Source organism: Paeniglutamicibacter kerguelensis (assembly GCF_017876535.1).
Lineage (GTDB): Bacteria > Actinomycetota > Actinomycetes > Actinomycetales > Micrococcaceae > Paeniglutamicibacter > Paeniglutamicibacter kerguelensis.
Map to the genome: position 1 here is coordinate 125,934 of NZ_JAGIOF010000004.1, position 24,676 is coordinate 150,609.

The following is a 24,676-nucleotide window of genomic DNA, read 5'->3' on the forward strand; positions in this document are numbered from 1 at the left end:
TCGTTGCCGCTCCTGTTCCACGGCGGCAACGCAAAGGGCGGCAGCCCGCCCACCAGTGCTGTGGGTGTGCCGCCGCCCGGAAGGGGCGCCTGCTGCCTTAGGCGGCTGCGGGCGAGGCATCCGCCAGCAAATAGCTTGGCTCGCGGCGCTTGAACCAGCGGATGACGAACGCGGTCACGGGAACAAACGCGAATTCCACTGCCGTCTTGTAGAGGAATCCGACCAGCACGTAGTTGATGAACGTGGGTGCGTCGGCGATCCCGATGACGGATGCCGCGATGGAGCAGAAGATCAGGGTGTCGGCGAACTCGCCCACGCCCGTGGACCCCATCAACCGGCCAACGAGGCCGCGTTCGCCGAAACGCTCTTTCATCTTGACCAGTACCAAGGAATTCAGCGTCTGGCCCACCAGGAAGCCGAGCAGCGAGGCAAGGACGATCAGCCAGACGGGGCCGAGGGTACGTTCGAGGGCTTCCTGGCCGTCGTACCACTCTGCCGCGGGCAGGGCGATCATGATCCAGAAGCAGAGCGTGGAGAATGCGGCCAGCGCAAAGGTCGTGATGATGGCCCGGCGCGCGACCTTGAATCCGTAGACCTCGGAGATGACGTCACCCAGGATGTAGGCCAGCGGGAAGAGGAAGAATCCGCCGTCGGTGACGATCGGGCCAAAGGTGACTCCCTTGGCCGCACCGATGTTGGAAAGAATGACAACCACGGCCATCAAGGCCAGGACGGTGGAGAAGTAGGGGCTTCCCGCTGCCGCGAAAACCGCGCGCGAAGCCTTTGGACGTTGTGAAGTTGAGGCGGAGATTTCGCCCATGGTTATACCCAATCGAAGAAGTGGTTCGCCAAGTCACTCCCGGGCAGCATTCTTCCCCGCGATTCGAGCATCTTTCGGCGGGTGGATTGCGGGCTGTTGGGAGCACTCGCTGTATTAGCACTTGAGGTTCAAGTATCCCACGGCATTTTTCGGGATCAACTGCGCTTTTCCGACCGTTGCACGCAATTTTGGTCACGCTTACCCCGCCCTAGTGTGACCTGTGCCACGAAATCCGCATATTGAACATGTTCAAAAAGTACTATGATGGTCAACATGCCTAATGAATCAAGGGGCCACGTGGCGCAGCAAACCGCAAAGGGTGCCGAAACCCGCCATTTGCTGCTAAACACCGCCCTGCGGCTCTTCGCCGAAGACGGCTTTTCCGGAACCACGATGCGCGCCATTGCAAGGGAATCTGGCCTTTCGCTGGGAAACGCTTACTACTACTTTGATTCCAAGGACGCGATCGTCCACGAGCTCTATCGAGGCCTGTCCGAACAGCATCGTGCGGCCACATGGCCGCTGTTGGTCGAGGGAAACAACCTTGAGACAAATGTGCGCCTGGCCCTCGATAAGAACCTCGAAATCCTGGAGCCGTTTCACGAGTTTGGACCTGCGTTTATTCGCACCGCGTTCTCCGGCCCGCAGGGGGATCCCGGTGATGCCCACCGGGCACAGGAGTTCGGGCTGTGGCGCCAGGTTGTCACGGCTTCCAGGCCGATTCCTCCGCTGGCCATCAGGCAGGACCTTCCCCAATTGCTGTGGCTCATCCAGCGCGGCGTTTTCCTCTTCTGGGCCTACGACTCGTCCCCCGGAGCGAAACGAAGCCGCAGGCTCGTGAAAAACATTGCGCCGGTGGTTGCGCGCCTGGTGGTTCTTTCCCGCATGCCGGTGGTCCGGACGATCCTGGACGACGTGCTCTCCCTGGTGCGCACTGCATCCTGACTTCGGCGTACCCACTCGCAGCAACAAGGTTGCGACCTCGACCCGCGGTGACCTCGATCCACGCATTCCGGACAGGAGCGTAGAGTCGATCCTGAAGTCAGGCGAGGGGAAACCACAATCCGGCTCAACGCGCTGCGGTTCGTTTCAACGCCTTCACTGGCTTTCTCGTTTCAGCAGATACATGAGGAGACAACGAATGCCATCCGAACCCAAGAATCTTCCAGGCTGGGTCCGCGAACTTGCGCCGCTCAAGGATCGCACCATCACCAACGACGATTCCTCCGAGCTGCACAGCATCGGCACCGCGAACGGCGACTTCGAGCTGCTGCGCTGGTGGCCGGCCCTCGACGAGGTACATTCTCTCCACAACCTGGTGTCGGAACGCGCCCAGGGACGCTCCGCACGGCTGACTTTGCTGGGTACGCCGGATGAAGGCGTCATCAGCGAGCTGGCAACGCACGGCTGGAGCGTCAATGGAAACCATGTCCTGTTGGCGGCAACCACAGATGACGTGGAGCAGGTGGCCGGCCTTCCGGAGACGGCGACACTCTTTGAGGCGCCCATGGACGATTACGACGTCGTGGAAATCGCGGATTTCGATGCACCGGCAGGACGGGGCCGCATCCGCTTTGCCGATGGCTTTGCCTTGTTGAGCGAACCCGAGATCATGTCCAGCAGCAACGCCGAACAATTCCGTTCCGCGATAATCGCCAATCTGGCAGCATCGGCATCGCGGCAGGGCCTGCCATGGTTGTTCATGGTCGCGGCAGCCGACAATTCCGCGGGAACCCGCACCCTTCGCGGCACTGGCTGGTCAAACGCAACCTTGATTACCACCTTCACGCGCAGCTAAACCCGCTGTCCATCCTGGAAGCCCCGGCCCGGGCGTCGATGAATCCCTCCGGGTCCTGCGGCATGCCCCGGCAAGGGGCGGCAGCTCACCGGGCCCGTCGTCCCGCGACTCTCGACAGGCGCTGTGGGCATCGCCGTCCTGGTCCTCGACGCCCGCCGATGCATCCGGGTGGCCGCGGGTCGTTTCCGCCGGTCTGCGTCCTGATTGGCGCAGTCTCCCCGATTTCGCGAGTGCGCCGTCGGCTTCGCGGATGAAAACGGCGCCCGCCAATCGCTCTAAACTAGAAAACATGACTTCTGCCACCAACGGGATTCGTCCCGCCATTACTTTGACCATTGCAGGCTCCGAGGCCACCGGCGGCGCCGGTGCGCAGGCCGACCTCAAGACCTTCCAGGAACTGGGCACCTACGGCATCACGGCACTGACGTGCATCGTGTCGTTCGACCCGAAGGACAACTGGAACCACCGCTTTGTTCCGGTAGAAACCCAGGTCATCGCCGACCAGCTCGAGGCAATCCAGACCTGCTACGCAGAGGACCTCAAGACCGTCAAGCTCGGCATGATGGGCTCCCCCGCCACCATCAACACCGTTGCCACCGCCCTGCGCAACCAGAAATGGGACAACATCGTTCTGGACCCCGTCTTGATCTGCAAGGGCCAGGAACCGGGCCACGCCCTGGACACCGACGAAGCGCTCAAGGCCAACCTCTTGCCGCTGGCAACCTTCGTCACCCCCAACCACTTCGAGGCGGAATCCCTGTCGGGCATCACCATCAACAACGTTGATGACCTGACCGCCGCGGCAAAGAAGATCCACGAGCTCTCGGGTGCAGCCGTATTGGCCAAGGGCGGGGTCCGCCTGGCCGGCAGCGAAGCAGTGGACGTTTACTACGACGGCGAAACCCTGGAGGTGCTCTCCGCACCCAAGGTCGGCGAAGTTGCCGTATCGGGCGCCGGATGCTCGCTTGCAGCGGCAATCACCGCAGAACTGGCCAAGGGCGCAACCCCGCTTGAAGCCGCACGCAACGCCAAGGCGTTTGTCACCGAAGGCATCAAGAACCGCGTTTCCTCGGCGGCGCCGTTCGACGCCCTGTGGCAGGGTGGCGCGCGCTAAAGACCAGGCGCGACCCGAAGCCCCACCCCGCGGGCCGGAGGGCGGAATCCAAACGGTGGCCTCATTCAACGAATGAGGCCACCGTTTTGCGTTCCCCCAGCGCATGGTGACGCCTGCGGAACCGCCCTCGCGTCCGGCGCCCTTGCCCGGTACCGCACGCGCGGCAGCTCCGCGCAGAAGGCCCGTCCCCCCAAGGAACGCGTCTCCGCAGCAGACACTACTCATCAGGCCCGACGTTTTGATCGCCCGTTGTGGCCGGCGAAAAGCTGAAGGTTGAAGGTATACAAAAGTACACAATTAGACACGCTCTCAAACAACTCCTTGAGATATGGGCTGGCTCACATAGTATTTCGCTTGTGACTTGCAGGCTCTTTGGCCACACGTCCCACTCATCACTCCCACTGGATTCAAGGAGAACTATGATCAACCCGCGTCGCCCAAAACTCGCGCGGACGATCTTGGCTTCGGCCACCGGGCTAGCCCTGGCCGTCACCATGTCCGTCCCATCATTTGCGACACCACCCGACATCGACCCGTCCCCGGGGGGTGATGCCACATCACTTGGCGGCCTTGCCACCAAGGAGTTGAAATCCCTCAAGGTCGCAGGATCCCTGAAGAAGGCCCAGGGAGAGGTTTCGGTCTTCGTCCAGTTCGAAGGCGAAGGAGCCTTCGAAGCAACCCAGCCCGCGGCAGCTGCGGAATCCGCCGGCGCGCTGGTCAAGGACACCGCAAAGGTCAAAACGATCCGCGACGGCATCAAGGCCAAGGGCAAGGGCATGGCCAAGGAGGCCGACGCAAAGGTCATCTACACGACCACCAACGCGATTCCGGGCGTGGCGCTGCACGGCGACGCCGATGCCTTGCGCGCATTGTCCGCACGCAGCGACGTCAAGAAGATCACCGCCATCGTCCCCAAGACCCCGGACAACAAGAACTCGGACATTGACACCAAGTCCATCGAAGCATGGAGTGCCCTGAAGCAGACGGGCAAGGGCGTCACCATTGCCGTGCTCGACACGGGCATCGACTATACCCACGCAGGGTTCGGAGGTCCGGGCACGCTGGAGGACTACAAGAAGGCGCAGTCCTCCACCGAGCTGCCGGCCAAGGACTCGGGTCTTTACGACCCCGAGAAGTTCATTGGCGGATGGGACCTGGTCGGCGACGACTACAACTCCGACCCGCGTTCCCCGGGCTACCAGCCGGTTCCCAAGCCAGACTCCAACCCGTTGGACTGCTCCTCCGCGGGACACGGTTCCCACGTGGCCGGTTCGGCCGCCGGATACGGCGTCGACGCCGATGGCGGCACCTACAACGGGGACTTCACCAAGCTCACCAGCGAGGATGTCTCGGAAATGCGCATCGGCCCGGGCAGCGCCCCGGAGGCAGCCTTGGTCGGCATCCGCGTCTTCGGCTGCGAAGGCTCCTCCTCGGTGGTCGGCCAGGCACTCGACTACGTGCTTGACCCCAACAACGACGGCAACTTCGACGACCGGGCACAGATCATCAACATGTCCCTGGGCTCCGACCAGTCCCCCGCGGACGACCCTGAAACGGACATCGTCAACGCCCTGGCCAAGCTCGGAATCCTTTCGGTGGTCTCCTCCGGAAACGCCGGAGACGTGACCGACATCGGCGGGGCGCCGGGCAATGCCCGCTCCGCGCTCACCGTCGCCAACTCGGTGGGCTCCAAGGCCACCCTCGATGGCATCAAGGTCAACGAACCGGACAGCCATGCCGGGGTTTCGGCAGGACAATACTCCTCGAACTTCAACTACGCCGCGGCCGATCCGTCCGCGTTGACCGGGCGGGTTGTCATGGGCCCGGCGGGCAACGCCTTCGGCTGCAACGCGTTCGCACCCGGCTCACTGAAGGGCAAATGGGTCTGGCTGAAGTGGAGCGAAGACCTGGCCTTCCCGTGCGGATCCGGCGTGAGGTTCAACAACGCGCAGGCCGCAGGGGCCACCGGAGTGATCCTCGACTCCGAGGTTTCGGTCTTCGAGGCCGGCATCGGAGGCAACGCAACGATCCCCGGCGCGCAGTTCACCAAGGCCAACTCGGAGGCCATGCGTCCGGCCGCCGAAGCCGGCACCCTCAGCATCACCCTCGACCCGGCCATGGTGGGCACGGCATCGGTCGATTCGGGCCTCGGCAACACGCTGAACTCGTCCTCCTCCCGAGGCGTCCACGGTTCCGAGGGAATCGTCAAGCCAGATGTCGCGGCACCGGGCACCTTGATTGGCTCCGTCGGCGTGGGCACGGGCAGCGGCGCGGCCGTGAAGTCCGGAACCTCGATGGCAGCCCCGCATGCCGCGGGCATCGCCGCCTTGGTTGCAGCCAGCGGCAATTACACCCCGAACCAGATCAAGTCGATCGTGATGAACACCGCTTCGGTGGACGTTTTGGCGCCCAACGGCAAGGCCTATGGCCCCAACCGCGTGGGTTCCGGCCGGGTCATCGCCTCGGCGGCCCTGGAAACCCCCGCCTATGCCTTTGCTACCGATGCCCCCGACCTGACCAGCGTGGTCTTCGGTGTCATCGAACTGGACAAGGAGAAGTTCAAGGATTCCAAGTCAATCACCGTGGTCAACAAGTCCTCCAAGACCCAGACCTACAACGTGAAGTACGTTCCTTCCACCGAGATCCCGGGTGCCACCTACTCGTTGAGCGACCGAAGCGTGACGCTCAGGGCGGGCAAGAGCACCAAGATCAAGGTCACCCTGGAAATCGACACCACGAAGTTCGCGAAGACCATGGACCCGACCATGGACCGCACCCAGCTGGGCCTGCCGCGCGCCTGGGTCAGCGACGTTTCCGGCCGTGTGGAGCTAAGCGGTTCCAAGGTACCGACCTTGCGCGTTCCGGTTCATGCGGCGCCCAAGCCGGTCTCCGACATGGAGGTCGATGACGAGATCGAGTTCAAGAAGGGCGCCACCACCGCCAAGGTGGAACTCGAGGGCGACGACATCCGTGCGGGCCAGGGTGACACCCAGGTCGTTTCGTTGGTCTCCGCCTTCGAATTCGGGGCTTCATCCCCGCGCCAGGGCAAGACGCTTGACTCGACCCCGGGTGCCCGGGAAATGGACCTGCAGTACGTCGGAGCGGCTTCCACCGCCCCGACCACCGGTGCCGCAAAAGGATTGTTGAACTTCGGCGTCAGCACCTGGGGCAACTGGGCGCACCTTGCCGGCGGCACCGAGATCGACATCGAAATCGACACCAACGGCGACGGTGTGGCCGACTTCCTGACGTTCAACACCACCGCCGAGGGCCTGGACCTTGACGTCGTTGCGACGTACGACATGCGCACACTCAAGCAGGTCGACATGCAGTTCTTCAACGGCCTGCCCGGAAGCGTCGACAGCAACACGTTCGACACCAACACCGCAACCTTCCCGGTATCGCTTGCGGCACTGGGGCTGAAGGGCACCAGCGCACCGATCAAGTACCGCGTGCTCACGTACTCGCAGTACAACACCGACGAGACCGGCCAGAACGTGCCGGTGGACGGGACCAAATGGATCGGCTTCGACGCCATTGCCCCGGCCCTGTCCTTCGCCGGAGAAGGCACCGTGTTCGCGGACCTGGACAACACCAAGTTGACCGCACAGCTGAAGGCCGGCACCAAGGAGGCCCAGGCACTGTTCCTGCACCTCCACAATGCCACCGGTGACCTGAGCGGCAAGAACAAGAACGCCACGGGAGACCGTGCCGAGGTTGTGAAGGTGGAAATCAGCAACAAGAAGTAGGTCCCCCGGGACCTGTCCATGCCGGGCTGCAGCCCGGAGGCAACCTGAATGCGGCGCGGCCGGATTCGCGGCGGAGTGGTTTTCCGTGGCGGAACCAGCCGCGCCGTTCGCGTGTCCCGGGACGGTATCCGGAAGCCGCGGCGCACCCGTAGGCTGGGGCACATGGAAGAATCACGCGTGCTGGAGGATCTTCTCGCCCTGCTGCCCAGCGGGTCGGTTGCCGCCTACCGCGGCCCCGAGGAACCGTTCGGGAACATCAGCCACAGCGGGTCCACCGAGCCGCTTCCGGTGTACAGCGTGACAAAGATGTTCATCTCCGCGGGCGTCCTGCGGGCCATGGATGCCGGGGTCCTGAAACTTTCCGATTCGTTGGCCTCGCGCCTTGAGGGGGCGCCTGCCGGGTGCACCGTCCGCGAGGTCCTGCACCACACCGCGGGGCTGGGCAACTACACGGCCGAGCCCGAGTATGTCCGGGCCGTCGCGGCGCGGCCGGGCGAACCCTGGGGGCTGGACCTGATCGCTGAAGCCAGTGCACCCGGGACCCGGGGCCGCTTCGAGTACAGCAATACCGGGTTCTGGTATTTGGGTGCCATGCTGGAGCAGGTCTCGGGCATGGCCCTGGGCCAGTACCTGCACCGGGAGGTGTTCGAACCGGCAAACATGATGGACACGCGATATCCGGAACTTGAAACCTCGATCACACCCAGCGGCTATTCCACGTTGTGGGCGGGTCCCGCGGGGGCCGCATTCTCCACGCCCACCGACCTCTTGCGCTTCCAGCAGTTCATGCTCGGTGTCGAATCCTCTTGGTCGCCGCCGTTAAGCGCCGCGGCAACCAAGGAATTCTTCGCGTCGGTTCCGGTGCCGGCCCAGGATCCCTGGCGGGTGCCGCGTTACGGTGCCGGGGTCATGACGGATCCAGCCCTGGGCATCTGGGGGCACGGCGGCTCGGGACCCGGGTATCGCGGTGCGGTGTTCAGCAGCTTCGGCAACCGGGCCGCGGCGGCAATAATCTGTCCGGGCGCCGGTTCGTTCGAGGCTGAGGAAACCCTCGTGCGTTTGCTGGGTCGGGAGGGGAAGCGCATCCTGAAGTTCGCTCCGGACTACGGAATGACGTGGCCCTTCTGCGGCGAGAACGTGGTGTTGGAACTCGAGCCCTGTGAGCTGGGGATCAGCGACGAGTTGACCCGGAGGATCCGTGCCTGGATGGATGACTGGGACAAGAATTACCACCACGAACGCGGGTGGGTGGATGAACAAACGCGTATTGCCTCACGCGTCGAACGGCTCAGCATCCAGGACGCCCTCCGGGCCGAGGCGGGCGGCTACCTGGATGTTGTCGACGATGTCTTTTTCGACTAGCCGGCTTTCTTGGTTTCCAGAACTATCAGTGCCGCCTGGTCGATTAGCCTGGCGAATTCAGGGTCCTTCGAGGCCTTCTTGACCAAGGCGTCGGCCATTGTCGCGGTCTTTCCGGAATCCACGCACAGCAACATGGTTCCTCCCGCTTCAAAGAAGCGCAGTGCCCGGTCGCCCAGTCCCCAGGGCGAAAGCTGGTTTGCCTCGCACACGTCGTCGGACACGATGATGCCCTCGAACCCCAGGTCACTTCGAAGCATGTCCCTCATGATGGTTCCGGAAAACGGTGCGATGTTCTCGGCATCGATTTTGGAATAGTACGCGTTCGAGACCATGACCCACTGGTTCCCTGCCTCGATTGCGTCCCGGAACGGCTGCAGGTAGTCATCGTTGCGCGTCGTATTCGTGTCGGTCACATCGGATGCGACATCGGTGTTTTTCGTGACTCTTCCCAGTCCAGGGAAGTGCTTGACGACCGGTTCCACGCCGGCCGCCAGCATGCCTTCGGAGAACGCCATGGATGAGGTTGAAACCGCTTGCGGGGTGAACCCGAATTGCCTGCCGAAATGTCCGATGGGAGCATTCGAGGGGGCGAATGCTGCGCTCGGCACCGTGTCGGCGACCGGCGCCAGGTTGACGTTGATCCCCGCGCCGGCCAATTCATTGCCCCACGTGGTTGCCTTGGCCTTCAACTCAGCCGGGTCCCAGGTTCCTTGGACCTTGGCCGAGGGCATTGATTCAAACCCACTGCCCTTAAGAACCTGGACAAGTCCGCCTTCTTGGTCCGTGGCAACGTACGGGCTAACTTCCGCAGCTTGGGACTTGGCAATTGTCTTTTTCACGCGGTCGACGGCGGTCTTGGTGGCCTCGAGCCCCTCGGTGCTCCGACCTTTCAGGAAGACGTTTCCGAGGGAGTGTTCTGCGATGTTTTCTCGGTCTTGCGCGCTGCTTCCGGTGGCGGGAAACCCCGTCATCAAGACCTGGCCGACTTTTTCCTCGAGGTTCATCCGTGCCAACAGCGCCTGCGCGTTGCTGGGCTCCTTCGTTTCTCCGGTGCCGGAATCCGACGCGGATTCACTGGCTCCTGTTGATGCGGGAGGCTGGCTTCCTGGCCCGGGAACTTGGGTTTGTCCGGGCGTCGAAGCCGGGCTCGAAACCTCCTGCGAGGCCGGACTGGAACTGCAACCCGATATCAAGAGACACGGGATGGCCAACCACAGCATCACTCCGTGTTTTTTTGAAACCGCCTTGCTCATTCTCATCACTGCCCGTCTTCCGCCTGCATCCGTCCTATCCCAGCGTGCCAGATATTTACTTGGGGCATTGCCCCTTGGATCTGGAAAGAAGCCATGAATTCCGCTCAATAGGCGTCGCATTCGAAAAAGTCGGTGAGTGTTCCTAGCCTTGGCACAGCAAGAGCTGAAGGAATGACATCGGTTGCAAATTCCTTGGATTCCTTGGCGATAGGCCTTCGTTCGCCCAGCCTGACTGCCCAGCCGCAGACCCCTGTCATTCCTTTCAGACCCGCTGCGGCCCCCGCTCCTTGGACCATGCCCTCGCATGGCAGCGAGTGGTGCGATTGCGGGGAACATCACGACTTGGACAGGGAAACCGTCTCGTCCTTTGCCGGGGACCTTGTGAATGACCCGAGTGGATGGCACCCGAGGAATTCGTCGACACGGCCATGGACCTACATTGAGATGTGCGAGTTTTTCCTGATGGGCATTCGCGTCTCTGCGGGATCCGTCAACGGCACGTCGGTGCCCAAGTATCACTTCGAATGTGGCCTTGAAATCGTCGCCCATTTCTCAAGGAACAGGCGGGTACCCGGATAAAATCCACCCCGGGTGCGGAACCGCGAAAACTAGGCCCGGACCACGGGCAGTTCGGCCCATTCTGTGGTGAACTTCGGCGAAGAATACTCTCGCTTCATCGACCATTTTGGTTCGACGGCGAGCCCTCCCGAACCCAAGCCAATGGCCTTGTCACCGAATTTTGCCTTGACGGCACCCAGCACATCGCCAACGTGTTTTTCGGAAACCTCGTCTTCGAAAATGCCGAAGGCTTCTTGGCCCGGGTCCGGTTGGAGACCGGAGAGCACGACCCCGCCGCGCACATAGGAAGCACCGGGACGCATGATGTCGCGCATTGCCGCGCTTGCCAGCCGGGTGAGCAGGATGGGATCTTGGGTTGGCCGGGGTAGTTTAAGTGTCACAGAAGGGAACGAGGCCTCGCCCGAGGCGAATCGGCTGGTTCCTGCCGTCACCGTGAGAAGCGTCGCCCACAGCCCGTCGCCCATAAGCCTGGACGCGCCGCGTTGGGCATAAATGGACATGACTTCCTGCATGGCGTCCAAGGTTGTCACCGGGCTCGAAAAGGACCGCGAATACATGATCTGTTGTTTGTCCGCGCGTTCCTCATGGTGGGCGATGCAGGGAGTGCCGTTGAGCTCAAGCACCGTGCGTTGCAAGACCACGGAGAACTTCTTGCGGATCTCCGTGACGTCGGCGCACTTCAAATCGGCGATGGTGGAGATCCCCATGCCGGCCAGCTTGGTGCCAGTTTTTCCGCCCACTCCCCACAGATCCGTAACCGGCACCCTGGACTGGATCCGCTCGATCAGGTCCGGGTCCATGGAATCCATCGAACAAACCCCGTTCAAGTGGGCGTTGTGTTTTGCCACGTGATTGGCGAACTTGGCCAAGGTCTTGGTCGGGGCGACGCCTACGCACACCGGCACACCAACGCTGCGGCCCACTGTGGCCCGGATGCGTGTGGCCAGTTCCCCGAGTTGGTCCGGAGTGCCTTGCACCCCGAGGAAGGACTCATCGATGGAGTAGACCTCTTGCCAGGTGCCGAAACGCGAGAGCACCTCCATGACGCGGGCGCTCATGTCGCCATAGAGTTCGTAGTTGCTGGACCGAGCGACCATGCCGTGGCTGCGCATGAACTGCTTGACCTGGAAAAACGGGGCCCCGGTGGTGATGCCCAGGTCCTTGGCTTCCTGCGAGCGCGCCACCACGCAGCCGTCGTTGTTGGAGAGGACGACAACCGGACGTCCCACGAGTTTGGGGTCGAAGACGCGTTCGCAGGACACGTAGAAGTTGTTGACATCGATCAGGGCGATGCGTTCGTTGCTCATGGTTGTGGCGAACCGGCGCCGGCCGCGGGCTTGAACGGGTTCTTCATCGGGGTGCCTTTGATCGCTTGCGGGTATGCCTCCAGATTAGTTGACCGGCACCATGCTTTAGCGGCCTGATCCGCCGCCGCGGCTCCCCTAGATGTTTTCGGCCACGGGCACGGCGAACTGCGCGTTGTAGAGCTCGAAGTACGCGCCGCGGGCCGCGAGCAGCTCGGTGTGGTTTCCCTGTTCGACGATCTGCCCGGCATCCATCACCAGGATCAGGTCGGCGTCGCGGATCGTCGAGAGCCGGTGGGCGATCACAAAGCTGGTGCGGTCGCTGCGCAACGCCGCCATGGCCTTTTGCACCAGAACCTCCGTGCGGGTGTCGACCGAGCTTGTCGCCTCGTCCAGGATGAGCACACTCGGCTTGGCCAGGAAGGCCCGGGCGATGGTGATCAGCTGCTTCTCGCCGGCGCTCACGTTCTCGGCCGCGTCCGTCAGCACCGTGTCATAACCGTCGGGCAGCGAGCGGACGAACCTGTCCACGTAGGTGGCGGTTGCCGCGTCGATGATCTCCTCCTCAGTGGCATCCGGGCGCCCGTAGGCGATGTTCTCGCGGATCGTGCCGCTGAACAGCCAGGTGTCCTGCAGGACCATGCCCATCCTGCCGCGCAGGTCGTCCCTGGTCATCATGGCGATATCCACACCGTCCAGGGTGATGCACCCTGAATCGAGCTCGTAGAACCTCATGATCAAGTTGACCAGCGTCGTCTTGCCCGCACCGGTGGGGCCCACGATCGCGATGGTGTGCCCGGGACGCGCCGTGAGGGACACGTTCTCGATCAGCGGCTTGTCCGGGGTGTAGCGGAAGCAGACGTCCTCGAAGACCAGCTTGCCGTCCGCGGCCGCCGGGCTCTGTGCCGGGCTGCTGTCCCGGGACTGCTCGTCGGCCTCGAGGAGCTCGAAGACGCGCTCGGCGGACGCGACGCCCGACTGGATCAGGTTTGCCATGCTGCCCAGTTGCGCCAGGGGTTGGGTGAACTGGCGGGAGTACTGCAGGAACGCCTGCACGTCGCCCAGGCGCATCGCCCCGGCCGCCACCTGCATGCCGCCGACCACGGCAATGGCGACGTAGATGAGGTTCCCGACGAACATCATCGCGGGTTGGATGATGCCGGAGACGAACTGGGCGCCGAAGCTCGCGCGGTACAGCTCCTTGTTCTTGGCGTCGAAGACGGCCCGGACCTCCCGCTGGCGGCCGAAGACCTTCACCAGCGAGTGCCCGGTGTAGTTTTCTTCGACGTCCGCGTTCAGCTCGCCGGTGTGCTTCCATTGGGCGACGAAGAGCTTCTGCGAGCGCTTGGCTACGACGGCCGTGATGAGGATTGTCAGCGGGATCGTCACCACCGCGATCACCGTCATCAGCGGCGAGACGATAAGCATCATGGTGACCACCCCGACCACGGTGAGCAGCGAGGTCACCATCTGGCTGAAGGTCTGTTGCAGGCTTTGCGAGACGTTGTCGATGTCGTTGGTGACGCGGCTGAGCAGCTCCCCGCGCTGCATCTTGTCGTAGTAGCCAAGCGGCAGCCGGTTGATCTTCCCCTCGACGTCCTGGCGCAGGCTGTACATGGTGCGCTGGACAACCTCGTTGAGCACGTAGGCCTGCAGCCAGCCGAAGATCGAGGAGAGCATGTAGAGCGCCAGCACCACCAGCAGGATCCGGCTCAGGGCCTGCAGGTCGATGCCCGTCCCCGGTGTCAGGTGCATGCCGCTGAGCAGGTCCGCCTCCGAGTTCCGCCCCGCCGCGCGCAGCCCCTCGATGACCTGCTCCTGGGTCACGCCGGCCGGCAGCCGCTGGGACATGGCCCCCTCGAAGATCAGGTTGGTTCCCTGGCCCAGAAGCTTGGGCCCCAGCACGCTGAACCCGACGCTGGCCATGCTCAGCAGGAGCATGCCGAGCAGGCCGAGCCGGTGCGGCTTCAGCCGCCGTGCCAGCTTCCTGGCCGAGGGCATGAAGTTCAGCGCCTTCTCCGCCGGAAGGGATGGCCCGAACCGGGGGCCGCGTCCGCCGGGGCCCGGCATGGGCCGGGGCGGGACGTTGCGGGTCCGTTGGTCACTCATGCCGCTTCCTCCGCCGTGAGCTGGGATTCGACGATCTCCGCGTAGGTCTCCGAGGTCTTGAGCAGTTCGTCGTGGGTTCCGCGGCCCACGATCCTGCCGCGATCGAGCACGATGATCTGGTCCGCGTCGATGATGGTGGCCACCCGCTGGGCCACGATGATCTTGGTGGCCCGGTTCCTGTGCTTCTTCAGGGCGATGCGCAGCCGGGCATCGGTTGCGCTGTCGAGCGCCGAGAACGAGTCGTCGAAGATGTAGATCTCTGGCTGCTTCACCAGGGCCCTGGCGATGGCGAGCCGCTGCCGCTGGCCGCCGGAGACGTTGGTGCCACCCTGGGAAATTTCGGCCTCCAGCCCGCCCTCCATCTCCTGCACGAAGTCCTTGCCCTGGGCGATCCCCAGGGCCTCCCACAGCTCCTCGTCGGTGGCGTCGGGCTTGCCGTAGCGCAGGTTGCTGGCCACCGTCCCGGCGAACAGGTACGGCTTTTGCGGGACCAGCCCGATCCGGCTCCACAGCAGGTCCGGATCCAGCTGCGCGACGTCGACCCCGTCCACCAGGACAGCTCCGCCGGTCGCGTCAAAGAGCCGGGGCAGCAGGTTCACCAGCGTGGTCTTTCCCGCGCCGGTGCTGCCGATGATCGCGGTGGTCTGCCCCTCGCGCACGGTGAATTCGAGGTCCCGCAGCACCGGCTGCTCGGCCCCGGGATAGCAGAAGGTGACGTCGGCGAATTCGACGCTGCCCGCGCCCTCCAGCGTTGCCACCCCGTGCTCGGGCATCTTGACCGAGGACTCGGTCTCCAGCACCTCGCCGATGCGGTCCGCGCTCACCGCGGCGCGCGGCAGCATCACGCCCATGAAGGTCGCCATCATGACGGCCATCAGGATCTGGAGCAGGTAGCTGAGGTAGGCGACCAGCGCGCCGACCTCCATCTCACCGGATTCCACGCGCAGACCGCCGAACCAGATCACCGCGACGCTTGAAACGTTCAGCACCATCATGACGATCGGGAACATGAGCGCAAACAGCCGCCCGGCGCTGATCGACACATCCGTCAGTTCCGCGTTGGCCCGGGCGAACCGCTCGGTCTCGAGGTCCTCGCGCACAAAGGCGCGGATCACCCGGATGCCCGTCAGCTGCTCGCGCAGCACCTTGTTGACCACGTCGATGCGCTTTTGCATGAGGCGGAACAGCGGGACCATGCGCGAGATGATCAGGCCGATCGAGAGCAGCAGCACCGGGATGCTCACGGCCATCAGCCAGGAGAGCCCCGCGTCCTGCCGCATGGCCATGACGACCCCGCCGACGGCGAGGATGGGCGCGGCAACGAAGAGCGTACAGGTCATCAGGACCACCATCTGGACCTGCTGCACGTCGTTGGTGGTGCGCGTGATCAGCGACGGTGCGCCGAACCTGGAGACCTCGTGCTCGGAGAAGTCGCCGACTTTGTGGAAGATCGCGCCGCGCAGGTCCCTGCCCAGCGACATGGCGGTCTTGGCGCCGAAGTAGACGGCGGCGACCGCGCAGGCGATCTGCACCAGCGTGATGGCCAGCATCGTCCCGCCGACGGAGGCGATATGGCCCACGTCGCCCTTGGCCACCCCGTTGTCGATGATGTCCGCCACGAGGCTGGGCAGGTAGAGCGAGGCGATGGATTGCGCGCCCTGGAACAACCCGACGGCGACCAGCCATTTCCAGTACGGCTTCAGGTGGCGGCGGAGAATTCGCAGCAGCATGATTTTCCTAGTTCTCGGTTTCGGTGGGGGGCTTGGCTCCGGCGATCCCGTAGAGGATGATGCCGGTGAGCTCTTCGGCGCCGTAGGTCTCGCCCCCGTTGAGGCGGGGCAGCGACGAGGAGAAAGCAAGCAGCCGCAGGATCTGCCACACGCGGTCGGGGTCGCAATTGAGCCGGCCGAGGTCGGGTTCCAGGAACTCGCGAAAGACCCGGGCGAAACCCTCCTGGGATTTGCCCGACGAGGGTTTCTGGTATTTGTCGAACATCGCCATGAACCGGAAGGCCTCGCGGAACCGTTCCTGCAGCAGCCCGAGGGCCCGCAGCACCTTGTCCTCAAGCGGCAGCGCGGGGTCGATTCCGCCCAGCTCGCGCAGCAACGGTGCCGGGTCCATCTGCTTGTCGACGGCGGCCTGGATCAGCGAGGCCTTGTCCCCGAAGGCCTTGTAGACGGTCCCCTCGGAGATCCCGGCCGCCTCGGCAATCTGGCGGGAGGTCACGGCCGGGCCGAATTCCAGCAGCAGCGGCATGACCGCATCGACGATCATCGCCTTCCGTTCCCCGGGGGCCAGTGCCGTTGCCCGGGGAGGCTTCGCTTCGTGGGTGGTTCCTGGATCCGACATACCCAAAACTTAACTGAGTGAGCGCTCACTCACAAGGGTCGGCAACGGGGAATTTCGGCGCGGTCCGGGTGTGTGGCCTCGGACCGCGCCGCCGGCTCAGTTCCCCGCGTCCCGGTGATCCCCGAGGGCCACGGTTCCGGCGTCCCCGTCCACGGTGACCATGTCCCCGGTGCGGATCCGGCGGGTCGCCACCCCGGTGCCCAGCACGGCGGGAATCCCGTATTCCCGGGCCACGATCGAACTGTGGCTCAACGGGCCGCCGACATCGGTGACCACCGCCGCGGCCATGGCAAAGAGCGGGGTCCAGGCCGGGGTGGTCATCCGGGCCACCAACACCTCCCCGTATTGCATCGAGGCGAAGTCGTCAGGCCCGGCCAGCACCCGGGCCGGGGCGCGCACGGTCCCCAGGCTGGCGCCCACCCCCTTGATCACGTCCCCGGTCTGGGTCTGCAAACCGGCGGGCATCATCCCGGACAGGGCCTTGTCCGCCCAGCGGGCGACCGGAAGCATCTGCGGGGCGTCGGCCCGGCGCCGGGCCTTCCACAGGGCTTTGCGCTCGGCCACGGCCCCGGCCCGCACCGGTTCGGGAGCGCCGGTGATCCGGACAGGGCCCGGCCCGCCGTCGCCCGCCGCCGGGGCGGGATCCGCCAGGCCGAAGCCGTTGGCGGCCTGCAGCTCGGCGAGCCGCAGCCAAAATACGTCCTCGGCCGCTCCCACGACCCCGGCCGTCTTCAGCCGCTCCCCCAGTTCCAGCAGCATGGACCGCAGCAGCGGCCAGGCCAGTCCGATGTCGGAGAGCGCATCCTCGCGCATCGGCGCCGCCTTTTGCGTCCAGGCCAGCAAGCGCCCGAAGTTCCGGGCCTTGCGCCCTTCAAGGTGCGCCATGATCCGTGCGGTGTTTTCCTCGCGGCGTTGCGCCGAATTGCGCTGGCGTTCGTGGGGGTTTCCGCCCTCGCCGCGCAGGTTGAATTTCAGCGTGTCCAGCAGCTGCGCGGGGGCATCGGCCGGCACCGGGGTGGCGAAGTCCAGGTTGTAGACCGCATGCCCGAACCTTTGCAGGTGGGTCCGGAAGCGTTCCAGGAACTCGATGCGGTCGGGATCGGGGGCGGAACCGGGCGCCGGCCAGTCCCCGCGGGCGCCTGGATCCAACACCTCGGCGGCGAGGGCAGAGGTGTCCGTGGCCAGCAGCCGGGCGGAGAGCCCCGGGCGCTCGCGGGCCCAGGCGGCGAGGTCGTACAGCGAGTACTCGGCCCGGATCGGTTCGCTGTCGAATCCCAGCAGGAAGGTGTCGGCGACCGGGTCCCCCGGGGCCTTGACCAGCTTGTCGTAGAACGCCCGGAACGCGATCTCGCTGGTCGCCGCCATCGGCACCACGGACTGCACGGCGGTGTAGTACCGGGTTCCGGCGTCCAGCAGCTCGACCGCAGCCGCCAGCAGCTCGTCCCCGGGCAGCGGCTTCCAGTCCCGTTGTTCCCAAGCCTCGATGGCCGCGCGGTACGCGGGGTGGGATTCGTTTTTCCAGCCGTCCAATCCCATCCCCGCCTGCGAGCGGCCCAGCCGGGCCACGGCGATCGGGGACAGTGCGAACACGCGCATGAATCCGGAGGCCCGGTAATAGTAGTAGGCGTAGCCGTTGACGGTGGGCAACCCCAGGTCGCCCTTGTGCATGACGTTGCGCCCGAAGGCCTTGGACATCAGGGATCCCAGGGATGCGGTCACCGAGGGGTCGATGAGGTCCGCGAAGAGCGGGGTCAGCGGGTCGGGCAGCTGTTCCACGATGCTGGCGCGGAAATACAGGCCGTGCCTGTAGGGAAGCTGCCAGGTCTCGGGCGCAGCGGCCTCCGGGTCCGGCAGTGCGGTGATCGGCCGGGCCTGGAGAATGCGGAACACACCGCCGGACCTGGCCCATTCAATGTCCTGCGGGACACCGAAGTGCCTTGCGATCCTGAGTCCCAGGCTGGCCAGGCGTTGCGCCTCCCCGGTGCCGAGCACGGCCTTGTTGCGCAGGTCTTCGGGCACCGGGGTTTGGCCGGTCCGATTCCCGGCATTAACGGTCATGGTGTCCTTGGAGGCGACGCTGCTGGAGAGCACCTTCAGGGTCCCGGCGTCGACCACGAGGTCGTCGGTGCTCACCAGTCCTCCGACCACCGATTCGCCGAGCCCCCAGGCCGCCCCGATCACGATCTCGCCCCGGTTGCCGGAGGCGGGGTTGGCCGTGAACATGACCCCGGCGGCATCGGCATCGACCATTACCTGGATGACCACGGCCAGGGCGACGTCCTGCGGCGCGATGCCGGCCCGGGTCCGGTAGGACATGGCCCGTTCGGTCCACAGCGAGGCCCAGCATTCGCGGACGGCGTCGAGCAGGTCGTCGGCCCCGATGACATTCAGGTACGTTTCCTGCTGCCCGGCGAAGCTGGCCTCGGCCAGGTCCTCTGCAGTGGCGGACGAACGGACCGCGACCGGCACGCCTTCCCCGTTTCCGGTGCCCAGCCCCTTGTAGGCCTCACGCAGTTCCCGGGCCATCTCCCCGGGAATCAGCCCGGCCGCGAACAGCGCGGCAATGGATCCGGCGGCCTCTGCGCTTTCCTCCGGCGGGGCGGCGGCCAGCTTCAGGATCCGTTCCTCCAGCCGGTTGGCGGCAACGAACGCCCGGTAGGCGTCGGTGGTGAGCACGCACCCGGACGGCACCGGGAAACCGGCGGTGACCAGTTCTCCGAGGTTCGCGGCTTTTCCTCCGGCAAAGTCGATGTCCGTTGCCCCGATGGTGTCCAGGTCCCTGATGTAGCGCATCCTGCATGCCCCTTTCGCTTTCTCCGGCGTGCCGCGGCCATCCCGTCCGGCTGTTTGTAGTCTTGCACCGGCCGTGCACCGGGGCTAGGCGCAAGGTACCGGCGCAGGGAATTTCTTGGGTCTCCGTGGGTATCCGGCAAACCCGGATTCAGCCGGCGCGGCAGCCGCACCGGCCATGTTGTTCCGGGTGCCTCGACGGTTCCCGGAACGAAGTCCCCGTGGGGTTCGGGGCTGGCGTCGAGCTACGTCGGAAGACCCGGAACGGCAACGATTTGTTCGTAGTGCTCCACGGTCGGGAACGGCGAGTAGAAATGGTGCAGCAGCCCGCGCCATTCTTGGTACTCCGAGGAGCCCCGGAATCCCTCTGTGTGGTCTTCCAGGGTTCGCCATTCAACCAGCAGCAGGTACGTGGACGGGCTTTCGAGGGAGCGTGAGAGTGTGAGGCCCTGAAAACCCGTCATGGACGAAATGATTGATTTTGCCTTGCCGAAGGCAACCTCGAATTCGCCCTCCATACCGGGCCTGACTGCGAGCAATGCATGTTCAGTGGCCATTCGGCAATTCTGCCCCAGCTTCGCGGGTTGCGGGAACAAAAGCGGAATCGCGCCAGCGTGGCAGGCTGTTGGTGCGGTCTTGGGTGCACCACTCAGTATGCGCGATTCCGGATCGCCTCAAGTTGCTCGAGAACCCGGACCGGTTCGTCGGCGAGGGGGAAGTTTTCAGGATCGAGAACGCCATCAAGGTTCCCCCGCGGATCGGCTTGCAGTGCCGCAAACACCTGCCCAAGGTCGGACTGGGCCGGTCCTTTCCCGGCAACAAGTTCGAAGGTCTTGCGTGCTGCCGCCGGCGAGGTGAGGCTCGCAACCAGAACCTCTGCGATCTGCCGGCGGGCGATGGCCCCATCGCTGGCATCGCCGGCGCGTCTCCGATCACCTTGGAGCATGACGATTCGATGTTGGTCGGCATCGTTGTAGTCGAACCATCCCGGCCGGACGATGGTGAAAACGTTGCCGCTGGCACGTACGACCCGCTCCGCACGCCGTTTCCAGTCGTGCGCACCCGAGGCCCTGTTGTAGCTGCCGTCGTGGACGGTGACGCCGATGGCCGTCATCAGGACAATGCGCACCGGGCGCCCGGACAGGGCTCGAAGAATGTTGTGCACACCGCCATAATCAACGGCTTCCGTGGCGGTTGGCCCTCCGCCGCGGGATCCGTGGGTAAAGATGACCGCATCGATTCCCTCGACGACCCCGGCGAGGGCTTCCCCGTCTGTCAGATCGCCCGGGGCCACATCGGTGCCTGCCGGAAGCGACGCGGCCTTCGCTTGGTCTCGCACGAGTGCGCGAACCTTGAACCCCTTGGCCAGCGCTTCCGCGACGACCGGTCGCCCAATGCTCCCAGTCGCGCCGACAACGAGCACGGTCCGGATGGATTCTGACATGTTGTTTCCTTTCACTACGATCGATATCGCAAGCCGAAGCGGACGGGCTGCCCGCGGTTGGTTCCAGCCTCAGTTCAGGGAGAAAGCGGTCCGTGCGGAATCATCCGCCGCGGGTCAGGCCTCGGGAATGACGCGCCCGAACCCCTCGGACGTGATCAGCTCGGGTTCCGGCCCGCCGCGCACGCCCGTGTCGAGTGCATCAATGGCGTCGAGCTCCTCGGGCGCCAGCTCGAAGTCGAAAACGTTGAAATTCTCGGCAATCCGCTCCGGGCGCGTGGATTTCGGGATGGCCGATCGCCCCTGTTGCAGGTGCCACCGGAGCATCACCTGCGCGGCCGACTTGCCGTGCTTCTTCGCGATCGTGAGCAGGGTTTCGTCCTTGAGGGTGCGCTTCCCTCCATCCCGGTAAAACGTGATGCCGCCGATGGGTGACCACGCCTGGGTGAGGATGCCGTGGGCGGCGTCGAGGGCAACGACGTCGCGTTGCTGGAAGTAGGGGTGCATCTCGATCTGGTTGACCGCGGGGACCACTTCCGTGGCAGCAAGCAACCGTGAGAGGTGCTCGACCATGAAGTTGCTGACCCCGATGGCGCGGACCTTGCCGTCCGAGTACAGCTTCTCCAGCGCCTTGTACGCGGCGATCGATCGTTCGAAGGACGTGGGTACGGCCTGGTGCAGGATCAATAGGTCGATCTGTTCGAGGCCCAGTTTCGCGGAGGACTTCTCGAAGGCATGAAGGGTTTCGTCGAACCCGTAGTCGGTGACCCAAATTTTCGTCTCGACAAAGACTTCGTTGCGGGGCAGGCCAGAATCCCGGACCCCCTGGCCCACCTCGCGTTCGTTGAGGTATGCGGCGGCCGTATCGATGTGTCGATAGCCGACACGCATCGCTTCGGCGACGGCGGCCGTGGTTTCGTCGGGAGGTGTTTGAAAGACCCCCAGGCCCACTGCGGGCATGGTGACACCGTTGTTCAGGACTAGGTTCGTAGCTGTCATGTCGGCAACGCTACGCCCCTGTCGGCAGAGGTGGGAGGCACTGTCATTACCTGTTGTTCCAGGCCCTCCCACGCAAAAACTGCGCGATCCGGTGTAACCGGCAGCTAGGCCGAGGCAATTTCAAGACCGTAGCCTAATTTTGGCCAGTCGACCGAGGTTCTAAAGAGGCGTTAACTCCCTTCAGCCAGCGGCGTCGATGGATTCGTTCTGCCAAGACGGGGTAGCTATCCGACTTTCCCGGTATGTCCACGGGACCGCCTGGACCCCCTCCGTCGAAACTTAGGTAGACCATCAGTGCTATCGCGGGAATTGACGCGAAGCTGATCATGGTCAGTACCAGCCCATAGGCTTTCCCCGGCGGCTGCTTCTTTCGAGTTCGCAGTCGGAACCCTGCAAGGAATGTCCCAAACGACATTCCCCTGGAGTAAAGCCAAAAATTGATTGCCATGACTGACAGCAACATCCCCAGAGCCAACTCGATTTGGTACTCCGGCGCGAAAAAGAACAAAGCAACGGTGGGCGCCCACACCAGGAGCGTATCGACAACGAGCGCGAAGAGAAGCGACGGCCAGTTCACGATCGATTGCTCGGGGATTTCCACAAGCTGATTCTTCCACGCGATAGGTGGCATACGGATGGAAGCCTTGTCTACCCGCGCCGGATGAAGTTCCGGTCATATCGGAAACCGGTGACAATCGTTTTGGCACCAATCCCTCTCGCACACGACTTGGCAGCTGACCAGGTCAAGAAGTTGTCGTCGTGCGCAGGCACTTCTGTTCGCCCCAGTCACTATATATATTCAGGGCAATGCGACCCACGATGAGAATCCAAACAATCCAGGGCCTTGGGTCGTAGTATTGGGCCATGAACCTTAACCGCATGTCTTGGTGGTGGCTGTCCTAGCAGCCGGTTCAATCATGTCCGCGGGCTGTACAGCAGCCCGCGAAGCCTTTTACTCCGCTATCCGCAGCACTGTGCAGCCTCACACGCTCAGATAGAGGAATAGCCATGAATTCATTTGCCACTGCGGAACTGCGCTCAACCCATCTAGTGCGGGCCATCGCGGAAACACCCCGGAATTACCGGGTCTTGACCGGCGAACGGCCGACAGGCCCTTTGCACCTCGGACACTTCTTCGGGAGCATCGTGGAGCGCCTACGGCTCCAAAACGCCGGGGTCGAGTCATTCTTGATCCTTGCCGACTACCAAGTGATCACCGATCGGGATTCGATGCCCCGCGTGCGCGAATACGTCCACGGAGCCGTCTTGGACTACCTGGCCGCCGGCATGGATCCGGAGCAAACGACGATCTTCACCCATTCATCGGTACCCGCCCTGAACCAGCTCCTGCTCCCATTTCTCAGCCTCGTCACGGAGGCAGAGTTACACCGCAACCCCACAGTGAAAGCGGAATTGGCGGCGTCGGGACGGGCCCTCAGCGGGCTTTTGCTTACCTACCCGGTGCACCAGGCAGCGGATATCCTCTTCTGCAAGGGAAACCTGGTCCCGATCGGGAAGGACAACCTGCCCCATGTCGAGATGACCCGTGTCATCGCCCGTCGCTTCAACGAACGCTATGGCAAGGTCTTTCCGGAGCCCGACGCGTTGCTGACCGCCACGCCCGAGGTGCCCGGCCTTGACGGACGCAAGATGTCCAAGAGCTACGGAAACGCAATCTCGTTGGGGATGTCACCGGATGAAACTACCCAGGTCATCCGTCGCACCACCACCGACTCCGAGCGCCGGATCACCTTCGATCCACGGTCGCGCCCCGGTATCTCGGCGCTGCTTTCCACCGCTGCGCTGTGTCTGGGCGAGGCACCTGAATCGATCGCGGATGGGCTTGGGGACGCGGGCAGCGGGGCACTCAAGAAATTGACGTCGGACGCCGTAAACGACTTCCTTGCCGGTCACCGGGAACGCCGGGCCGATTTGTCCAAGGACCCTGCCTTGGTCAGGGAAATCCTCAAACGAGGCAACGAACGAGCCAACCATGAAGCCAACCAAACACTCGATGAGGTGCGCATGGCCATGGGCACGCACTACTGATCGATGACTTCCAGCGTGTGTCCCTTGCGGTTGCCAGGAGGGGCTGGTTCCACGGTGTTCGCGCCTGACATGGAAATCATGCATCAGGCGCGAACACCGTTGACGGCAAGCGGCGTTACTCATATTGGCGCTAGACCCCGCTAAACGGCTTGCCCCAGGGGTAGTCCACCCATGGACCGACGCCCACTTCAGGGCAAGCATTCTCCGCGCCTTCTCGTACGACATGCGCGTCCGCAGGACAGCGTCCGCCTTGGAGAACAGCGTCCGCGTGGACGTGAAATTCTTCGGTCCCGTGGGCGAATCGTGCATCATATCGGCAGCTACGGATACGGCGCTTGAACCAGTATGACGGTCCCCAATATGCTGTGGCTCAAAACGCAACCGGCAGTTGTGAACTCATGCTTCCATCTTCGCACGCAACGACCAGCTCACACCCAGCCCGCAAGTGGCCACGGATTCGTTGTGGCCCATGGAATCACTGCCATGTATTGGCACCTAGCCAGTCCGGCAACGGGTGGCTTTGGCGCTGGAAGGAGCCGGAAAAGCTCCATTTAGACATGATGCAGGCAGCGGGTGACAACGCCCCAAATGCTCGTTTCCTCAAGGATGGCACCGGCTTCGGCGGCCGTTTGTTCGTCGCTGCAAAGAACCATGGAGCCTTTGTGAAGGAGCAAACGGCGGATGACGAGTTCGCCCTCATGCACCGCGATGACAACCGACCCGTCCTTGGGAGTCAATGAACGGTCAACGATGACTTCATCCCCGTGGGCGATTCCTGCCGAGGCCATGGAGTTCCCGGAAACCCGCATCAGGAATGTCGAGGTTCGGTCGCGAATCAGCAACCGGTTCAGATCGATTCCGCCGTTGTAGTAGTCGCGTGCCGGGGATGGAAATCCCATTGCTTCGACGGCACCAACGGGCCCTTGTGATTCGGGACCGGGCGCGGGAAGTTGCGGCAAA

Annotated in this window: 18 protein-coding genes; 6 read left to right on the forward strand and 12 right to left on the reverse strand. The window is 63.8% G+C overall.

Features of this window, described 5'->3' with window-relative positions; translation table 11 throughout:
- Window positions 1-97 precede the first annotated feature (97 nt).
- Window positions 98-820, reverse strand: a complete 723-nt coding sequence (locus JOF47_RS20060) for a queuosine precursor transporter (RefSeq protein ID WP_210002248.1) — start codon at window positions 818-820, stop codon at window positions 98-100.
- Between the two features lie 273 nt (window positions 821-1,093).
- Here JOF47_RS20060 and JOF47_RS20065 point away from each other — a divergent pair, with 273 nt between their 5' ends.
- The 5 genes from JOF47_RS20065 (at window position 1,094) to JOF47_RS20085 (ending at window position 8,843) form a co-directional block, all read left to right on the forward strand.
- Window positions 1,094-1,765: a TetR/AcrR family transcriptional regulator gene (locus JOF47_RS20065; RefSeq protein WP_210002250.1), complete on the forward strand. Its 672-nt coding sequence runs from the start codon at window positions 1,094-1,096 to the stop codon at window positions 1,763-1,765.
- A gap of 196 nt (window positions 1,766-1,961) precedes the next feature.
- Entirely contained in the window at window positions 1,962-2,618 is a 657-nt protein-coding gene (locus tag JOF47_RS20070) for a hypothetical protein (protein WP_210002252.1), read from the forward strand.
- A gap of 289 nt (window positions 2,619-2,907) precedes the next feature.
- On the forward strand, window positions 2,908-3,732 hold the full coding sequence (gene thiD / locus JOF47_RS20075; RefSeq protein ID WP_210002254.1) for a bifunctional hydroxymethylpyrimidine kinase/phosphomethylpyrimidine kinase: 825 nt from the start codon (window positions 2,908-2,910) through the stop codon (window positions 3,730-3,732).
- A 419-nt stretch (window positions 3,733-4,151) separates the two neighbouring features.
- On the forward strand, window positions 4,152-7,481 hold the full coding sequence (locus tag JOF47_RS20080) for a S8 family serine peptidase (protein ID WP_210002256.1): 3,330 nt from the start codon (window positions 4,152-4,154) through the stop codon (window positions 7,479-7,481).
- A 162-nt stretch (window positions 7,482-7,643) separates the two neighbouring features.
- Window positions 7,644-8,843, forward strand: a complete 1,200-nt coding sequence (locus JOF47_RS20085; RefSeq protein WP_210002257.1) for a serine hydrolase domain-containing protein — start codon at window positions 7,644-7,646, stop codon at window positions 8,841-8,843.
- On the opposite strand, the gene JOF47_RS20090 is transcribed toward JOF47_RS20085, so the two are convergent.
- The 10 genes from JOF47_RS20090 to JOF47_RS20135 all read right to left on the reverse strand — a co-directional run bounded on the left by JOF47_RS20090 (window position 8,840) and on the right by JOF47_RS20135 (window position 22,268).
- On the reverse strand, window positions 8,840-9,847 hold the full coding sequence (locus JOF47_RS20090; RefSeq protein WP_245357117.1) for a glycoside hydrolase family 3 N-terminal domain-containing protein: 1,008 nt from the start codon (window positions 9,845-9,847) through the stop codon (window positions 8,840-8,842). The genes JOF47_RS20085 and JOF47_RS20090 overlap by 4 nt on opposite strands.
- Before the next feature lie 857 nt (window positions 9,848-10,704).
- Window positions 10,705-11,982 carry a Y-family DNA polymerase gene (locus JOF47_RS20095; RefSeq protein ID WP_210002261.1) on the reverse strand — a complete coding sequence of 426 codons (1,278 nt, stop codon included), beginning with the start codon at window positions 11,980-11,982 and terminating at the stop codon, window positions 10,705-10,707.
- A 135-nt stretch (window positions 11,983-12,117) separates the two neighbouring features.
- Window positions 12,118-14,088 carry an ABC transporter ATP-binding protein gene (locus JOF47_RS20100; protein ID WP_281070324.1) on the reverse strand — a complete coding sequence of 657 codons (1,971 nt, stop codon included), beginning with the start codon at window positions 14,086-14,088 and terminating at the stop codon, window positions 12,118-12,120.
- Window positions 14,085-15,818 carry an ABC transporter ATP-binding protein gene (locus JOF47_RS20105; RefSeq protein ID WP_210002263.1) on the reverse strand — a complete coding sequence of 578 codons (1,734 nt, stop codon included), beginning with the start codon at window positions 15,816-15,818 and terminating at the stop codon, window positions 14,085-14,087. The genes JOF47_RS20100 and JOF47_RS20105 overlap by 4 nt, the downstream gene beginning before the upstream one ends.
- Before the next feature lie 7 nt (window positions 15,819-15,825).
- The gene (locus JOF47_RS20110; protein ID WP_245357080.1) at window positions 15,826-16,437 is read right to left on the reverse strand and encodes a TetR/AcrR family transcriptional regulator; all 612 of its coding nucleotides are present in this window, start codon (window positions 16,435-16,437) and stop codon (window positions 15,826-15,828) included.
- A gap of 96 nt (window positions 16,438-16,533) precedes the next feature.
- Window positions 16,534-19,230, reverse strand: a complete 2,697-nt coding sequence (locus JOF47_RS20115) for a PEP/pyruvate-binding domain-containing protein (protein ID WP_210002265.1) — start codon at window positions 19,228-19,230, stop codon at window positions 16,534-16,536.
- Window positions 19,231-19,472: 242 nt separating this feature from the next.
- On the reverse strand, window positions 19,473-19,784 hold the full coding sequence (locus JOF47_RS20120) for an antibiotic biosynthesis monooxygenase family protein (RefSeq protein ID WP_210002267.1): 312 nt from the start codon (window positions 19,782-19,784) through the stop codon (window positions 19,473-19,475).
- 92 nt (window positions 19,785-19,876) lie between these two features.
- Entirely contained in the window at window positions 19,877-20,671 is a 795-nt protein-coding gene (locus JOF47_RS20125; protein WP_210002269.1) for an SDR family oxidoreductase, read from the reverse strand.
- A 114-nt stretch (window positions 20,672-20,785) separates the two neighbouring features.
- Window positions 20,786-21,667: an aldo/keto reductase gene (locus JOF47_RS20130; protein WP_245357082.1), complete on the reverse strand. Its 882-nt coding sequence runs from the start codon at window positions 21,665-21,667 to the stop codon at window positions 20,786-20,788.
- A gap of 133 nt (window positions 21,668-21,800) precedes the next feature.
- Window positions 21,801-22,268: a hypothetical protein gene (locus JOF47_RS20135; RefSeq protein WP_210002271.1), complete on the reverse strand. Its 468-nt coding sequence runs from the start codon at window positions 22,266-22,268 to the stop codon at window positions 21,801-21,803.
- 407 nt (window positions 22,269-22,675) lie between these two features.
- Here JOF47_RS20135 and trpS point away from each other — a divergent pair, with 407 nt between their 5' ends.
- Entirely contained in the window at window positions 22,676-23,716 is a 1,041-nt protein-coding gene (trpS, locus tag JOF47_RS20140) for a tryptophan--tRNA ligase (protein WP_210002273.1), read from the forward strand.
- A 551-nt stretch (window positions 23,717-24,267) separates the two neighbouring features.
- Here trpS and JOF47_RS20145 read toward each other — a convergent pair.
- A complete protein-coding gene (locus JOF47_RS20145; protein WP_245357084.1) occupies window positions 24,268-24,615 on the reverse strand; it encodes a LexA family protein in 348 nt (115 codons plus the stop codon).
- Between the last annotated feature and the right edge of the window lie 61 nt (window positions 24,616-24,676).

Coding starts and splice junctions, on each gene's coding strand:
- JOF47_RS20065 (WP_210002250.1), top strand. CDS start 1,094: ATGCCTAATGAATCAAGGGGCCACGTGGCGCAGCAAACCGCAAAGGGT.
- JOF47_RS20060 (WP_210002248.1), bottom strand. CDS start 820: ATGGGCGAAATCTCCGCCTCAACTTCACAACGTCCAAAGGCTTCGCGC.
- trpS (WP_210002273.1), top strand. CDS start 22,676: ATGAATTCATTTGCCACTGCGGAACTGCGCTCAACCCATCTAGTGCGG.
- thiD (WP_210002254.1), top strand. CDS start 2,908: ATGACTTCTGCCACCAACGGGATTCGTCCCGCCATTACTTTGACCATT.
- JOF47_RS20130 (WP_245357082.1), bottom strand. CDS start 21,667: ATGACAGCTACGAACCTAGTCCTGAACAACGGTGTCACCATGCCCGCA.
- JOF47_RS20125 (WP_210002269.1), bottom strand. CDS start 20,671: ATGTCAGAATCCATCCGGACCGTGCTCGTTGTCGGCGCGACTGGGAGC.
- JOF47_RS20095 (WP_210002261.1), bottom strand. CDS start 11,982: ATGAGCAACGAACGCATCGCCCTGATCGATGTCAACAACTTCTACGTG.
- JOF47_RS20110 (WP_245357080.1), bottom strand. CDS start 16,437: ATGTCGGATCCAGGAACCACCCACGAAGCGAAGCCTCCCCGGGCAACG.
- JOF47_RS20145 (WP_245357084.1), bottom strand. CDS start 24,615: ATGGGATTTCCATCCCCGGCACGCGACTACTACAACGGCGGAATCGAT.
- JOF47_RS20090 (WP_245357117.1), bottom strand. CDS start 9,847: ATGAACCTCGAGGAAAAAGTCGGCCAGGTCTTGATGACGGGGTTTCCC.
- JOF47_RS20105 (WP_210002263.1), bottom strand. CDS start 15,818: ATGCTGCTGCGAATTCTCCGCCGCCACCTGAAGCCGTACTGGAAATGG.
- JOF47_RS20120 (WP_210002267.1), bottom strand. CDS start 19,784: ATGGCCACTGAACATGCATTGCTCGCAGTCAGGCCCGGTATGGAGGGC.
- JOF47_RS20100 (WP_281070324.1), bottom strand. CDS start 14,088: ATGAGTGACCAACGGACCCGCAACGTCCCGCCCCGGCCCATGCCGGGC.
- JOF47_RS20115 (WP_210002265.1), bottom strand. CDS start 19,230: ATGCGCTACATCAGGGACCTGGACACCATCGGGGCAACGGACATCGAC.
- JOF47_RS20080 (WP_210002256.1), top strand. CDS start 4,152: ATGATCAACCCGCGTCGCCCAAAACTCGCGCGGACGATCTTGGCTTCG.
- JOF47_RS20085 (WP_210002257.1), top strand. CDS start 7,644: ATGGAAGAATCACGCGTGCTGGAGGATCTTCTCGCCCTGCTGCCCAGC.
- JOF47_RS20070 (WP_210002252.1), top strand. CDS start 1,962: ATGCCATCCGAACCCAAGAATCTTCCAGGCTGGGTCCGCGAACTTGCG.